Consider the following 13864-nt stretch of genomic DNA (forward strand, 5'->3'; position numbering starts at 1 on the left):
CGGCAGTTGGGATGGGGCAGCAGTTTACTATTCACTACCGGAAGAAATACTGTCCGATATAGTTAAAGGCCAGGAAAAGAATGAGACTGGTGAGGATCATCTTGATTATTTTATCCGGCAGAAACTTTTGAATACGGGCGCCCACATAAGTTCCCAACAGGCCGCCGATACCGTAGATACCGCCAATTAGACCCATCACCAAGTAAGGGGCCAGGCCATGCGGCCCTCTTTGATGTAACGGTAGAGACCGCCGGGGATGGCTACGATGTTGTAAATTAAGTTGGTAGGGCCAACCAAGGGGCTGGTGTAGTGCAGCACACTCACCTGGAAGGGAAGCAAGAGAAAAGCCCCGGACACCCCGGCAGAAGCCGTCAAAGAAGATACCAGAAATGCCACCAACGGTGGAATAAAGGGTAATACATCGACACCAGAAACGGGAAAATGCATAAACTTTCTCCTTTCAAATACCGCTCTAAAGTTAACCGGTTGGATAATAGTCGCTCCATTTATAAGTGCGCTGTGCATATAGTGTTACATTAATAATATGTATAATAAAAAAATATGTCAAGTTATAATAGTTTTGGTATAAAAAAATCCGGGTCCCTCCCTAGACCCGAAACATACTACATTTGTTTGCCGATTTATGGATAACTCCTAGCTGCCGTTTAATACCACTCCCGCTTCTGCTAACTCTAAAGAACGTTGAGCTAAGTACGGAGTCATCATAATTGTTTTCAGCGTCATCCTCACTATCTGATGCAGACGCTATTTTATTATACTGTGTTTCCATGTCTTCCTCGATTTGCTCCATTTTGGCTTTGATTGCTGCGGCCCCCTCCGAATCGCCGCTTGCAAGGAGCTATTTATTTTTTCCTTGACTGCATCTTTAACGTCCTCACCGATAAAGTAATGCCGGTAACGGTAAGGATAATCATACCGATGGCTACTATGTCAAGTAATATAGAAACATCTGTATTGCCTATTCTCCCGGCATGAAGATTCTTTACAAAGTGCATTAAACTGTTTCCCTGGTTACCTGGTTTCACATTTGGCCCTCCATTAAATTCTCCTCTGAATTCTCCTCTCTCTGAAATCTCAACCATTTTTGCTTTTGATTCCCCTTGTTGCTCCAACGGCGGCTTTTTCATACCCATAAGCCACGGTTCTGTCATTAGGAGCCCCGTAACTGCTTCTATCAATATCAGAACAGAGGTTATTAAACCGATCCACAAGTGTAATTGACGATAAATTCTCATTTTTTTACCTCCAACGTAATAAAATTTGTGATCTTCCTACTTCCCACCGGTTTAACTTTCTTTGCCATGACGGCAGTGCCAATGCCAGGCTGAGGAAATGATTTGATGGATATCCCTGAACTGAGGCTGCCAGCCCAGCTCCCGTTTAATTTTTTCAGCAGAGGCCACCAGTACTGCCGGATCACCGGCGCGGCGCGGCGCTTCCACCACCCTGATAAGCTTCCCGGTTACTTTTTGGGCAGTTTTAATAATATCTCTAACAGAAAAACCGCTGCCGTTCCCCAAATTGTATACCGTTGATTTTCCTCCGGAAACCAGACTTTGCAGGGCGAGAATATGTGCGTTGGCCAGATCGTTTACATGGATATAATCACGAATGCAAGTACCGTCAGGTGTAGGGTAGTCCGTGCCAAAAATTTTCACCTCCGGTAAAAGACCGAGAGCTGTCTTTAGTGCCAGAGGAATCAGGTGTGTTTCCGGGTTGTGATCTTCCCCGATGTCTCCGGCTTCATCCGCCCCGGCTGCATTAAAATAACGCAGGGAGATATAGTTCAGCCCGTAGGCTTGGCTAAACCACTTTAGCATTTCCTCAACTGCCAGTTTGGTTGCCCCGTACGGGTTGGTTGGCTTTGTACAATGGTCTTCGGAAATGGGAATCTCCCCTGGTTCACCATATACTGCCGCAGTAGATGAAAAGATCAGCTTGTTGACTCCGTTCTCCAGCATCGTTTGTATTAAATTCAAGGTGCCTGCTACATTGTTCCGGTAGTAAAGGTCCGGCCGCTTTACCGATTCGCCAACAATACTAAAAGCCGCAAAATGCATAACTGCATCGATTCGATTCTGATCAAACACTTGTTGTAAAGCCCTTTTGTTCATGATGTCCGCCTTTACAAAGGGAGTATTGCCAATGGCAGATAAATGGCCGTTGACCAGGTTATCAAGCACCAGCACCTCGTATCCCCTGTTTTGAAGTTGCCTCACCACATGACTGCCTATATAACCCGCCCCACCGCAAACTAAGATATTCATATGAACTGCCTTGCGAATTTTCATTGGGATCACCTTGCGTAAGAAAATTTTTCATCTTTAAACACCCAATACTTGCTGCCGATATAATTCACAACAAGGGACATTCCCGTAGCGATTGTTTTGCAGATAAACATATTTAAGCTAAAGTTATGGTTTACAACAAAAAGAGTGATGGAGGTCACCGAGAGGGCCAGAGCGTTGACCGTAACAAATTTCAAGAGCTCCGCTCTGTTCGGTACATTTTTCTTTTGAAAAGTCCAATATTTGTTAAGGAGATAACTGTTTATCATCCCACAGCAGTAAGATATCACCTGGACCGCCAGGTAATAATCAGGAAACCGGTGGTACAGCAGAAAAAACACAAGATAATCAATGAGCGTATTTGACAGACCCACCAGGGAAAAAAGAACCAGGGAGCGAGCGTTTTGTTTGATTGCATGGTCGCTGCTAGTCATGGGATTCTCCTTCCCGGCTAAAGCCGATTGTGCTGTCAATAATATAGAGCGGTCTGTCTTTGGTCTCATCGTAAATGCGGCCGATATACTCGCCGATGATCCCTAGTATGGTTAAGATGATGCCGTTAAAAAACAAACTGGTTGCCAAGATGGATGTCCAGCCAGGCACGGTATAGGGTGTAAAGAGTTTTTCAAAGACGACAAAGAGTAAATAGAGAAAGCTAAGGGACGAAAATAAAAGCCCCAGGTAGGTTGCCAGTTTGAGCGGCTTGTGAGAAAAAGCGGTCATCGCATCCAAAGATAATTTAATCATTTTGCGCAGCGGATATTTGGTCTCGCCGGCAAAACGTTCCTCCCGTACATATTCAACGGCCGTTTGGCGAAAACCGACCCAACTGACAAGCCCCCGAACAAAGCGGTTCTTCTCTTTAATATTTCTCATAACGTTGCAGACCTTGCGATCAATCAATCGGAAATCGCCGGTGTCGACCGGGATATCAACATCCGTTATGGACCTTAATAACCGGTAAAACATGGCCGCCGTCCATTTTTTAAAGAGGGTTTCTCCCTTGCGTTCTTTTCGTGTGGCGTAAACAACATCATAACCTTCCTGCCACTTCTCGATCATTTGCAAAATGATCTCGGGCGGGTCCTGCAGGTCCGCATCGATGACCACAACGGCCTGCCCCAGGGCGTTGTCCATACCTGCACTGATGGCAACCTGGTGCCCAAAGTTTCTGGAGAAATTAATAAGTTTTACATTGGTATCTTGTTGGCAAATTTGGCTGAGAATTTGAGCTGTTTTATCCTTGCTGCCGTCATTCACAAACAATAATTCGTATGGCCGGCCTGTTGTGTCCATCACTTTCTTTAATCTCTCATAAGTGACTGCAATAACTTCTTCCTCATTAAAAACCGGCACCACAATGGAATAGGCTACTTCAGAGCTCATAGAATCAACCCCTTAGCCTTTAAATAACAGGCTTATATTTGATACTTCCAAGCCTTAATAATTGATTTTGTATAAAGTCCTATCGTTCCTCATTCCCATCGGATCACTTTGGGCAGAGTTCGCTTGCCACTCTTCTTTGGGAACCTCCGTGCTGTTGGCACGAATCCACTCCAGCACTTCACTGTTGCCTCTGCCGCCTCTGCCGTCGAAACCAGATGAAGGGATCAAGAAATATTTTACTTCTTTGTTCGCCACCAACTTTTTTAATTTGTCAACCGTCAGAATAGGGTCGGAGCCCGAAAAGCCGCCCATGGCCATGACAGCTTTACCGGTTGCAATGATATAAGGCGCGGCGGTATGGGAATCGGTGGTGGCAAAAAGGTAAGTTTCCCCTGTGTTGTTCCTGGTCAGATATGCAAGTAATTTTGTATTAATACCGGAGTTCGGCCCGCCCCCCATATGCTGTCTTTGGCTGAAACCTTGTTGACTTTGGCCATCTGGTTGATTTGGTCCCCCATGTTGAACCGGTCCGGCCTGCGGCAGCATACTGTTGCCGCCATACAAAAGCGGGGTAGTGGCCCAGTATAATGGCGCCGCCAGCAATACCAGCAGGCCGGCCATGGCGGCCATCGAAGACAACTTCTGTTTCTTTGCGGCAAAGAACAATATAAGGGATAACCCGACGCCTGCTGCTCCGATGCCGATGGACCACCCCGTGCCAATTTGCTTTTGAAAGGGCTGCAGAACATACAGTTCAAAAGCTGTTGTAGCCAGCAGACCGGATGGCAGCAGCCACATTTGCCAGCCTTCTTTGTTACTGTACCGGTTCCAAAGCTCCACCCAACCGGCTCCTGCCAGCGCCGCAATGGGTGGGGCCAGCATGATCAAATAATAGTGATGGAAGAAAGCTGCTGTACTGAAGAATGCCATCGCCGGGAGCAACCAGGCCAGCCAGAATAAGGTCTCATTTTGTTTATCAGTAAGCGGCGTTCTGCGGCCAATGCCTGCCAGCAAGCCGACGCAGGCGAAGGCTACAAAGGGCAGCAACCAGCTGGCTTGCCCGGAAAGTTCGGTTTGAAACAGACGCAGCGGACCTGCCTGACCGGTACCGAACATGCCTCTGCCCCCTTGTCCTGGCGGGCCGCCGTCGCCGGGCATTGGCCCCGGTCTGCCATGACCGTCCGGACCGAAGCCTGCCGGCCTGTTGTTACCGTCCTGCGGTATTTGCGGCGGGTTCGGCATGTTGTTGCCGTCCTGCCGCATTTGCGGTTGGTTCGGCGCTGCGCCAGGACCCATGCCCTCCCTGTTCATTCCCGTAAGGCGGGATATCCCGTTATAGCCCAGGGCCAGCTCCAATACAGAGTTCCTTTGACTGCTTCCGATATAGGGTCGATTTTCCTGGGGGATCGAATCGACCACCACCGCCCAGGACAGGGACACACCGACCATGATAACGGTTGCCGCCGCCAGGACAGCCAGTTTCTTTTTCCACCCGCTCTTAAAGGCAAGCAGGTAAAATAAGCAAAAAGCCGGTACAACCATGTAAGCTTGCAGCATCTTCATGTTAAAGCCGACACCGATCATGGCAAAGGCGCCAAGAACCCAGGACAGCTTCTGATCACGAACCCCCCGGAACAACATCCAGGTGGCCAGGAGTAGCGTAAATACCAATAAGCTGTCAATATTATTGGTACGGCTCACCGCTACGGCAATGGGTGTACATGCCATAACCAGGCTGGCCAGCCGGGCAGCTGTTCTACCGAAAGTTGGCTTCACCAGGCGATACATCAGCAAAACGGAACCGACGCCGGCCAAAGCCTGCGGGAGTATTACGCTCCAGCCGTGAACTCCGAAAATATAGGCAAATATGGTCTGGATCCAAAACGCCACCGGTGGTTTATCCACCGTTACATAGCCGGCCGGATCAAAGGAAGCGAAGAAAAAATTGTGCCAGTTCTGCAGCATACTGGTTACGGCTGAAGTATAATAGGCGTTGGCATATTGATCATGCCAGATGTTGAAAATATTCAAGAAAGCAGCCAGTAAAGCAATGCATATCAGGATCATATCGAAACGTTGGCCTTGTTTTGGTCTCATGGTCAGGTTCCCCTTTCATGCAGTGTTTCATTTGTCACTGTGAACAACTCCCCGTAATGTCCGATCCTTTTACCCTTACCATAGTAACCTCTCTGGCTGAATTGTCCCTTAACGGTAACTGAACATTCATTGAGTATTTGCTGAAGATATGCTGAAAAAGGATTACATAAGCACAAAAACGGCATTCACACACAGGTAAACTGTGTACGAATGCCGTCATTAGCGACCGTACAGATTAAGATATTTAAAAAATCAGCTTATGCCGGGAGCCAGACATGAAATGTACATCCTTCTCCCTCTTTACTTTCAACGCTAATGGTTCCTCCATGGGCGTCTACAATGGATTTAGTAATGGATAAGCCTAAACCGGCCCCGCCATATCTGCGCGTCCGGGAGGTATCGATACGGTAAAAGCGATCAAAGACGCGGGGTAGATGGCTTTCGCTGATCCCTGGTCCGTTATCTTGAACGGACAATGCCACACCACTTTTCTTTTTAGATAATGAAATCCGGATATGGCCTTTTTCAGGGTCGGTATGCTGCACCGCATTATGAAACAAATTTAAAATCACCTGTTTCATTTTATCCGCATCATATTTGCATTTCATGTTTGGTTCGATCCGTAAGTCAAGCCTTCTATTGCCGGCCAAAAGACGAAGCTGCGGCTCCATTTCCCGGATAACAGCATCCAGCAGACCTTCTGTAAGCTCAAGGCGAGGTGTGCGGTCCAGTTTGGCCAGGAGAAGAAGATCATGTACCAATTTATTGAGACGCTCCGATTCACCGTACATGCTTGTTAACGCTTTATACAGTTGATCCGGTTGATTGGCCGCACCGCGGAGCAGTACTTCCAAAAATCCGTGAATGGAGGTTAACGGCGTACGAAGTTCGTGCGAGGCGTCTGCTATAAAACGACGCATCTGCTCCTTGGTCTCCCTCTCTGCCGCAAAGGAGGCTTCCAGCCTCTCCAGCATTCCGTTAAAGGATTCCGCCAAACGATCGATCTCCATCTGTCCTTGCCGGGTTGGGAAACGCTTCGTTAAATTACCTGCATCGATTTGTTCCGCAATATCTACCATATTAAATAAGGGAACCAATGTCCTTTTGATTATCGGTGAAAAGCCAAGCAAACCAATCAGCATGGCAATGAGGGAAAGGAATAAAAAAGTGAGCAACTGACGAATAAGCAGTTCCTTGAGCGGGCTTGTCAAAGTACTTACCTGAACGACGCCAAGGGCCTGTCCGTGGTCAAAAACCGGCTGCAAAACCAGTAATTGTTCCGCTCCCCCGGCGTCAATTATTTTGTAGTGCGGCCCCGGTTTTTTCTTCCATACATCCACATGCTCCGGCCTATCCAATCTCGGTGGTTCTGTGCTGCCGGTTCCATTTTCTTCAGCGCCGTCATTTCTTGGCAGTTCATGCTCGGGTTTTTTCTTTAATATATCCAAATACTCCTGGGTATCCAATCTAGGAGGCTTTATACTGCCGGGCCCGTTCGACAATACGAAATAGTTGCCCTCTACATCTATAAATGCCAAACCTGCCTCGGGAATAAAAAAACGCGGTGGGCGCACAGGGTCATTTTCCGGGCTTATGCCGGGATACTCCCAAACAAAGCGAGGAATGGACATGATCTGGCTCTGCAGGCTGGCAGCTTTATTTCGGTAAATTACCTCCTGCATAAAAACATATTGCAACAGGCCAATAAGCACAAGTAAAACGGCAAGGATTAACAGTGATCGGAATAACAGTTGAGATCGAAGGGAGTTAGGAGTAAAAAAAGATTTAATGCCGGCGCTTTTCTTTTGGTTCATGGTAAATCAACCCGGTATCCTGATCCACGCAAGGTTCGTATTAGCTGATGGTCTTTGTCATGTAATTTATCCCGCAGCGATCTTATATATACCTCAACAATATTTTCCTCTCCTGCAAAATCATAGCCCCACACTTTATCCAAAATCATGGTTTTACTTAACACCAACCCGTGATTAAGAACTAAGAATTTCAGGAGTTCATACTCTGTGGGAGACAGCTCCAAAACCCGGTTTTCATACCGGATTTCTTTGCGGCGGTCATCAATATGAAACGGCCCAATCACGACTTCGCCAAATAAGTGTGGAAATTGATTTCGGATCCTGGCATAGATCCTGGCGAGGAGTTCCTCAAAACTAAAGGGTTTTACCATGTAATCATCAGCGCCGAGATTAAGACCCTTCACCCGATCATCCACTTCGTCTCTGGCCGTCAGCATGATCACAGCCACATTATCCATTTTTTTGATCATGCGGCACACTTCAAAACCGTCCATACCGGGCATCATAACATCCAGAATAACGACATGGGGCTGGAATTGCTTCAATATTGTAATGGCTGTCATGCCGTCCTGGGCGGTCTGTACTTCAAAGCCCTCATTTTGCAGACCCAGCTCTAAAAATTGCAGTATATTCGGTTCATCGTCCACTAATAATATTTTGATTCCCTTTAATTGTTGCATTTCTCGACCTACCACCTTATTGGGGGCCCTTCCTCCGATGGAGGCGTTTCCCGTTCAATACGCTTATATTATCCGGGATATAACTGAAACAGGGCTGAATGAAAACTGAAAGTTTGTTGAATATCTCTTGTTTCTATAATATGTGACAATCTCCTCTTATAAATTGTCTCACTTGTATTATAAACAGAAAAAGCCCCGGACAAAGCCGGGACCATGACACCCCCATTATCCTTTAATAGGAGGCTGTTGAGGTTTAGGCATTTTTTGACGGAATTGCTCCATAGTCATGCCGTGTTCAGTTACAATCTGATCCAATTTTTTGCCTGATTGTAGTTCAGACTTCAGCGCGTCAGGAGTGATACCAAGGGCACCGGCAGCGTCGTTAAGGAAATTTGTGTCTTGTGTAATGTCGCCTCTACCATGCCGGGGGCCGCCCATACCAAATCCAAACCCAAACCCTTTCTGTGCGAGAATCTCATCTGCCTGGGTCTGCGTCATCTTGCCTTGCTGTACGGCTTCTTGAACCATTTGCTTTTTCGTGGCTTCAAGGGCTGCTGTCACTTGATCCTCACTAACACCCAGGTTTTTTGCGAAATCACTTATAAACTCCTGATAAAATTGATCTCTGGACTGGTCCGGCGTACTTTGTGTGTTTGCATCTGCAAACGCAACCCCGGCAACAGACCCGGCTAAGAGCATTCCACCAATGGCAAGACTAGAAATCTTTTTCCCTAATTTTAACATTCTCAACACCTCTCCTTTTTGTTAGTAAATTTAACCTCTGTAATTAATCTTAGATTAAAAAGTTGAAAATAGCCTGAAGGCTTCCTGAACGCTCCCTTAAATCCCCCTTAATATTTCCTTAATATCTTGTAGATAGGCATTCAGTAAAAACGGCATTCATACACAAAAAATGCATGAAGCTTTGCAGGATTGTTGACGGTATTATTCTGAACGGGGCAGAACACCGGAGATATAAACACAGGGATTTAGTTTCCTTAGAGAATATTCTTAAAAACTGCGGTATGTATCGTAGGAAATTGATCATTACCGATACGGTATTTAGTATGGACGGTTACCTAGCCCCCCTTAAAGAAATAGTCCAACTGAAAGAGCAATATGGAGCCCTGTTGATGGTGGATGAGGCCCATGGAGGTGGTGTTTTTGGTTCTTCAGGAAGGGATTTGGCAGAAGCAGCCGGAGTATCGGAAGCTATAGATATTAACATGGGTACCCTCAGTAAGGCCTTTGGCGGAGCCGGGGCTTATGTAGCGGGTAGTCGGGTGCTCATTGATTATTTAAGAAATATAAGCAGGACTTTGATTTATACTACGCCCTGCCCCCTGCAGTTATTGCGGCCTTCTGTAATTTTTTTGTCCGGATGGGCTTTGGGGCCGGGAGTTTGGTTTTTACAGGAAAAGTATTTTTCTGCAGATAGGGCTATCATGGTCAGCTACCACTCAGGGGTTGAGGAAGCTTCCAGGGATTGCCAAGGACCATCTTTATATGGGCTTAATGCCTTAAAAGCAATAAACCGGGAAACCGAAGACCCGGTGGTATTAACAGGATGGTCTTTGGGGGCTTTGGTTGCTACCATTCTTAAGTAAGGCAGAGGTTTTCAATGAAATAGTTAAGAGGTGGCTTGATGACCTTCATTGAAACCTGCGGATTTGCCAAGTGGACAGTTGAGGAGCAGCTTTTAAAAGATTATCACGCGTCAGCTAGGGAATTACTGGTTGGAATCAAAAAAATCGGTGCCCAAAGTCATTGTTTTAGTGCCCGGGGTTTTTGCCTAAAGGGAGGAGATATTTTTAAATTGGCTGTTTTTTTAAATTCCCGGTATCGTGAGGGAAAAGGGGTTTATATACTTATCAGGTTCTATACGAATTTGCCCAGAAGAGTCGGCAAACTAATTGAGAAGTTTACATCTAGACAACACATGCCGCTAATCAGCACCACCAGAAGGATGAAATTTGGCTAATGGTAACTTCCTTAATGGATTTACCTTCTTTACTAGTGAGCATAGAAGATGATTTTAAAAGTGAACGGGGCGGAGTTCGGCTACCGCCCCATGCTGAACGGGATAAAGTTTTAGGTTTAAGTGGGATGACATTACCATTAACGATAAGAAGAGGTTGCCCGTCTTCGAACAAGAACTTCCTACAGTCTGGCATTAGGGCTTGATGTAGGCATAACCTTGAGTTTGTTTTCTGACGATTTCCGTTATGCCAGCCGGCACAACTGTTATAAAGTCTGGGAGGTTTTCCTCGACGATAGAATGACTTTTGAGAGCGTTCCGACAGACTACAAAGTTTACTCCCGCCTCCGATAACTTTTTCATTTGGTCCAACAACGATCCATTACCTATCCCACAGCTTGCCTTCTGACCGCCATCTTCCGCCAAGAGACACCTATTCCCCAAAACAGAAACCGCCTCGCCGTTGGCCAATACTTCGATGTCGGCACTGCCTTGTCCAACATCATTCAAAAAATTAGTGATGTTCACGAGAACCATTTGCCATCTGGTAGATTCGTTAACGTGGAACAGGACTTTTAAAGTATTCATTCTAACACCTTCAATCGTTATCGTTAAATTTAATAACAAGAAGACAATTAGCAAATTGGCGTTACCTTAAAAGGACACGGATCTACTTCTGTTCTTCTTGCCACTGCAGTTGCATGTAATTATACATGTCAAGGTACTTTTTACTACTGGCGCTGCTTCCGACTGAAATAGCCTAAGCCTAAAAAATTTGGTTAAATAAGTAATTTAAAAAGGCTCCATTATTTTCCGTAAACTTATGTTATACAATTATACTGACTTAACTTGACCTGGTCAAGAGGAACCGACTCAAAAGTGTGATCTGCAAAACTCTCAGGTGTGAAACCTCTGTCTTTAAAAGTACAAAATAACAAAAATTAAAGAGTACCCCACTGTTCCCTAGCGGTTGCTTCTCAAGCAGGACATTGGCCAGGTCAAGGCAGCGGAAGAAGCGAACCGTCTTACCTTCCATACATGCCCTGATCCCCAGGGCAATGGCCAGGTGGGTCTTGCCTTTATGGAAAGCTTCGCATAATAGCAAGACTCATTTAGCCACTGCCCTTGGCCTTGCTGCCTGTCAGCAAGGCCGTAGGGTGAGATTTTATCAAACCGCCCGATGGGTGGAGGAATTGGTGACAGCCCGTGAAGAACACCGCCTTCTAAAGCTAGAAAAGGAGTGGATGCGGGACGAACTAGTAATATTAGATGAACTTGGCTATATCCCATTTAGTAAAACCGGAGCCGAATTATTATTTCAGTTTTGTTCCACCAGGCATGAACTGGGCAGTATCATTGTTACAACCAACCTGGACTTTGAAAAGTGGACAGGACTATTCTTTCTTTTGGCTTCAATAGAATCTCATTTAGTTCTCCCACCGTCTTACAAAACCCGGATTAAATTATTCTCTATGCAAACACTGTATAATAAATCTTTGACCTGACCATTTTCAAAACCAACCCGAAAGGTGCCCTTACCCCTGTTGATGGAAATAACTTTACCTACCCCAAATTTCTTGTGATCGATAAATACCCCTGCGGCAAGTTGCTTATCCCCTTGAACACCCTCTGTCTTAAGGTCTGGCTGAAGAATTTGCCTGACTTCCTTAACAAAGCGTGATTCATCTACCTTCGCCTGCTGATACTCTTCTACAGTTAATAAAGACAACTCTTGGATCGCTCTGGTCATTCCCACATAGAATAATCTTCGTTCCTCTTCCAAACTGTCCTCGTTGCCCTTTTTGAGACTTTCTGCCCCTGGGATTACCCCTTCCACCAAATCAATCAGGTATACCCTTTTAAACTCCAACCCTTTAGCGGAATGCATAGTGGTGAGCGTTACGGCGTTACTGTCTTGATTATATTTTGAGTCACCCATTAGCTTCTCCAGTTCTTTTAAACGGAAGGCAAACTCTTGGTGAGTTTCTAAACCGACGGCAATATACTCCAGCGTGGCTAATATACCTTTAACATTGTCGAAGGAGTATCCTAAATTATTGCATATCCTTTCTGCACTTTCTTCATACTTTAATTTTTTCCTAATAAAGCGGATGGCCTGGTGGGGAGAAAGTTTGTTTAACTGGTTAAAATACTTCTGTAGTCTTAAGAACCCCTGTGCTTTTTTGCTGGCGTCCCCATAAATCTTTGCCAGGTTAACAAAACTAGAGACATCCGCATCCGCCCTTTTTAAAAGCTCTAGATCATTTTTAGAGATAAAGGGGTTCAGTTTGGTGTGAATCTTCTCTAATACGGCAATATTTTTATCGTTATAGGAAAAGCGCAGATAGTTTAATACATCCTCAACCACCCAATGAGCAAAAAAACGATTCTTGAAATCCCTGAGGTAGAAGGGAATACCGTGTTTGTCCAGTTTATTAATGAGACCAATGGCCGAAGCGTTATTGCGATAGATGATGGCAACGGATGATAGATCATCTGTCCTGGCTAATTGCTGAACAAGATAATCCCATTGCTCTTGCTCAGTTTTGAACTTGCTGATTTGTATGGGCTTGTTTTTGGTATTATGGGTAAACATATCTTTTTCATAACGCTTTTTATTGGCCTTGATGAACTGGTTTGTTATCTTAACAATATCTTCTGATGACCGAAAATTTTCTGTCATGGCTATAATTTTCGCATTGGGATAGGTTTTCTTAAACTCCAGCAGATATTGCGGTGCCGCTCCACGGAACCCATAAATAGCCTGATCCTCATCGCCCACAACAAATAAATTGCACTGAGGTTTGGCTATTTTTTCAATAATTTTGTGCTGAATCAAAGATGTATCCTGGCTCTCGTCCGTCAAAATGTACCGATATTGTTTTTGATAGAAATTTAAGATTCCCGGTTCCCTTTCTAAAATATCATGGGCCAGGGTCAGCATGTCATCAAAATCTAATAGGATGGTTGGCGCATAACTTTTTCTCTTGTATTCTTCATAGGAGAGATAAATTTCTTTAAAATGATTTATTTTAAAATCTATCGTTTCCAGATTCTCCACTGGTATCATGGTATTTTTTACATAACCAATGGCATTGGCCAATTCTTCCAGCTTTTCTTCGGATACAACGGTTGCATTATGCTTTTGGTAGAGACTTTTTAAAACCGCACCTTTACTAGTGACCCCTTGTTCATTTTCAATGAGCTTATACGGCCGCCCCTGGCGCCGCAAATAATCCGTAACCACCTGAAAGGCAAAACTATGGATGGTGGAAAAGCGAACCGGCTGAGAAATCACCCGGCCAAACAGGTTTTGGAACCTGGTTTCCATATCCCTGGCTGATGCCCTACTGAAGGTAAGGGACAGAATCTGATGGGGGTTAATTTTGTGTTCTAAGATTAGATAAGCGATGTGTAAATTTAAGACAGTGGTTTTACCCGCCCCAGGTGTGGCTAAGAGAAGTAACGGGCCTTCTTTATGGAGCACGGCCTCCCGCTGGCTCCTATTTAAAACAATTCCGGTCTCTTTTTTTACCCATGCTAGAAAAGGATGCTCTGAAGCCGGGGATCGTTTTGCATAATCCACTGTCCGAAACACCT

General features: G+C 45.3%; 14 protein-coding genes and 1 pseudogene. 3 read left to right on the forward strand and 12 right to left on the reverse strand.

The annotated features are described in order from the left end of the window. Nucleotides 1-49 precede the first annotated feature (49 nt). The 9 genes and pseudogenes from BUB67_RS17320 to BUB67_RS05575 form a co-directional block, all read right to left on the reverse strand. Nucleotides 50-447, reverse strand: a pseudogene (locus BUB67_RS17320) (TSUP family transporter); the annotation flags it as partial. 416 nt (nt 448-863) lie between these two features. Further along, a complete protein-coding gene (locus BUB67_RS05540; protein ID WP_073237024.1) occupies nt 864-1256 on the reverse strand; it encodes a PepSY domain-containing protein in 393 nt (130 codons plus the stop codon). Between the two features lie 51 nt (nt 1257-1307). After that, complete coding sequence (gene galE, locus BUB67_RS05545) at nt 1308-2288, reverse strand: UDP-glucose 4-epimerase GalE (protein WP_073237362.1); 981 nt, start codon at nt 2286-2288, stop codon at nt 1308-1310. A gap of 29 nt (nt 2289-2317) precedes the next feature. Then, complete coding sequence (locus BUB67_RS05550) at nt 2318-2743, reverse strand: GtrA family protein (protein WP_073237027.1); 426 nt, start codon at nt 2741-2743, stop codon at nt 2318-2320. Beyond that, nucleotides 2736-3695, reverse strand: coding sequence for a glycosyltransferase family 2 protein (locus tag BUB67_RS05555; protein WP_073237030.1), 960 nt, complete (start codon nt 3693-3695; stop codon nt 2736-2738). The genes BUB67_RS05550 and BUB67_RS05555 overlap by 8 nt, the downstream gene beginning before the upstream one ends. Nucleotides 3696-3749: 54 nt before the next feature. After that, on the reverse strand, nt 3750-5792 hold the full coding sequence (locus BUB67_RS05560) for an ArnT family glycosyltransferase (protein WP_073237033.1): 2043 nt from the start codon (nt 5790-5792) through the stop codon (nt 3750-3752). A 257-nt stretch (nt 5793-6049) separates the two neighbouring features. Beyond that, entirely contained in the window at nt 6050-7606 is a 1557-nt protein-coding gene (locus BUB67_RS05565) for a sensor histidine kinase (protein WP_073237037.1), read from the reverse strand. Beyond that, nucleotides 7603-8286, reverse strand: a complete 684-nt coding sequence (locus tag BUB67_RS05570) for a response regulator transcription factor (protein ID WP_073237040.1) — start codon at nt 8284-8286, stop codon at nt 7603-7605. The genes BUB67_RS05565 and BUB67_RS05570 overlap by 4 nt, the downstream gene beginning before the upstream one ends. 225 nt (nt 8287-8511) lie before the next feature. Further along, nucleotides 8512-9030 (reverse strand): Fis family transcriptional regulator, encoded by a 519-nt coding sequence (locus BUB67_RS05575; protein WP_073237044.1) that lies wholly within the window; start codon nt 9028-9030, stop codon nt 8512-8514. A gap of 173 nt (nt 9031-9203) precedes the next feature. Here BUB67_RS05575 and BUB67_RS05580 point away from each other — a divergent pair, with 173 nt between their 5' ends. Together BUB67_RS05580 and BUB67_RS05585 are read left to right on the forward strand one after the other, a co-directional pair. After that, the gene (locus BUB67_RS05580; protein WP_073237047.1) at nt 9204-9893 is read left to right on the forward strand and encodes an aminotransferase class I/II-fold pyridoxal phosphate-dependent enzyme; all 690 of its coding nucleotides are present in this window, start codon (nt 9204-9206) and stop codon (nt 9891-9893) included. 38 nt (nt 9894-9931) lie between these two features. Further along, on the forward strand, nt 9932-10267 hold the full coding sequence (locus tag BUB67_RS05585) for a hypothetical protein (protein WP_073237050.1): 336 nt from the start codon (nt 9932-9934) through the stop codon (nt 10265-10267). Between the two features lie 192 nt (nt 10268-10459). On the opposite strand, the gene BUB67_RS05590 is transcribed toward BUB67_RS05585, so the two are convergent. Together BUB67_RS05590 and BUB67_RS16845 are read right to left on the reverse strand one after the other, a co-directional pair. Next, nucleotides 10460-10852 carry a DsrE family protein gene (locus tag BUB67_RS05590; protein WP_073237365.1) on the reverse strand — a complete coding sequence of 131 codons (393 nt, stop codon included), beginning with the start codon at nt 10850-10852 and terminating at the stop codon, nt 10460-10462. 256 nt (nt 10853-11108) lie between these two features. Beyond that, nucleotides 11109-11369 (reverse strand): ATP-binding protein, encoded by a 261-nt coding sequence (locus BUB67_RS16845; protein WP_274377226.1) that lies wholly within the window; start codon nt 11367-11369, stop codon nt 11109-11111. On the opposite strand from BUB67_RS16845, the gene BUB67_RS17170 reads away from it, so the two are divergent. Then, nucleotides 11323-11769, forward strand: a complete 447-nt coding sequence (locus tag BUB67_RS17170; RefSeq protein WP_084127654.1) for an ATP-binding protein — start codon at nt 11323-11325, stop codon at nt 11767-11769. The two genes, BUB67_RS16845 and BUB67_RS17170, sit on opposite strands and share 47 nt — an antisense overlap. Here the strand turns inward: BUB67_RS17170 and BUB67_RS05605 are convergent. Further along, entirely contained in the window at nt 11709-13862 is a 2154-nt protein-coding gene (locus BUB67_RS05605) for an ATP-dependent helicase (protein ID WP_084127651.1), read from the reverse strand. The two genes, BUB67_RS17170 and BUB67_RS05605, sit on opposite strands and share 61 nt — an antisense overlap. Nucleotides 13863-13864: the final 2 nt, after the last annotated feature.

This window comes from Desulforamulus putei DSM 12395 (assembly GCF_900129195.1).
Lineage (GTDB): Bacteria > Bacillota > Desulfotomaculia > Desulfotomaculales > Desulfotomaculaceae > Desulfotomaculum > Desulfotomaculum putei.

Excerpts from the sequence above, each read along its gene's own strand:
- BUB67_RS05580 (WP_073237047.1), top strand. The coding sequence starts at position 9,204 with ATGAAGCTTTGCAGGATTGTTGACGGTATTATTCTGAACGGGGCAGAA.
- BUB67_RS05550 (WP_073237027.1), bottom strand. The coding sequence starts at position 2,743 with ATGACTAGCAGCGACCATGCAATCAAACAAAACGCTCGCTCCCTGGTT.
- BUB67_RS05590 (WP_073237365.1), bottom strand. The coding sequence starts at position 10,852 with ATGAATACTTTAAAAGTCCTGTTCCACGTTAACGAATCTACCAGATGG.
- BUB67_RS17170 (WP_084127654.1), top strand. The coding sequence starts at position 11,323 with ATGGCCAGGTGGGTCTTGCCTTTATGGAAAGCTTCGCATAATAGCAAG.
- BUB67_RS05555 (WP_073237030.1), bottom strand. The coding sequence starts at position 3,695 with ATGAGCTCTGAAGTAGCCTATTCCATTGTGGTGCCGGTTTTTAATGAG.
- BUB67_RS05575 (WP_073237044.1), bottom strand. The coding sequence starts at position 9,030 with ATGTTAAAATTAGGGAAAAAGATTTCTAGTCTTGCCATTGGTGGAATG.
- galE (WP_073237362.1), bottom strand. The coding sequence starts at position 2,288 with ATGAATATCTTAGTTTGCGGTGGGGCGGGTTATATAGGCAGTCATGTG.
- BUB67_RS05560 (WP_073237033.1), bottom strand. The coding sequence starts at position 5,792 with ATGAGACCAAAACAAGGCCAACGTTTCGATATGATCCTGATATGCATT.
- BUB67_RS05585 (WP_073237050.1), top strand. The coding sequence starts at position 9,932 with ATGACCTTCATTGAAACCTGCGGATTTGCCAAGTGGACAGTTGAGGAG.
- BUB67_RS05565 (WP_073237037.1), bottom strand. The coding sequence starts at position 7,606 with ATGAACCAAAAGAAAAGCGCCGGCATTAAATCTTTTTTTACTCCTAAC.
- BUB67_RS05570 (WP_073237040.1), bottom strand. The coding sequence starts at position 8,286 with ATGCAACAATTAAAGGGAATCAAAATATTATTAGTGGACGATGAACCG.
- BUB67_RS05540 (WP_073237024.1), bottom strand. The coding sequence starts at position 1,256 with ATGAGAATTTATCGTCAATTACACTTGTGGATCGGTTTAATAACCTCT.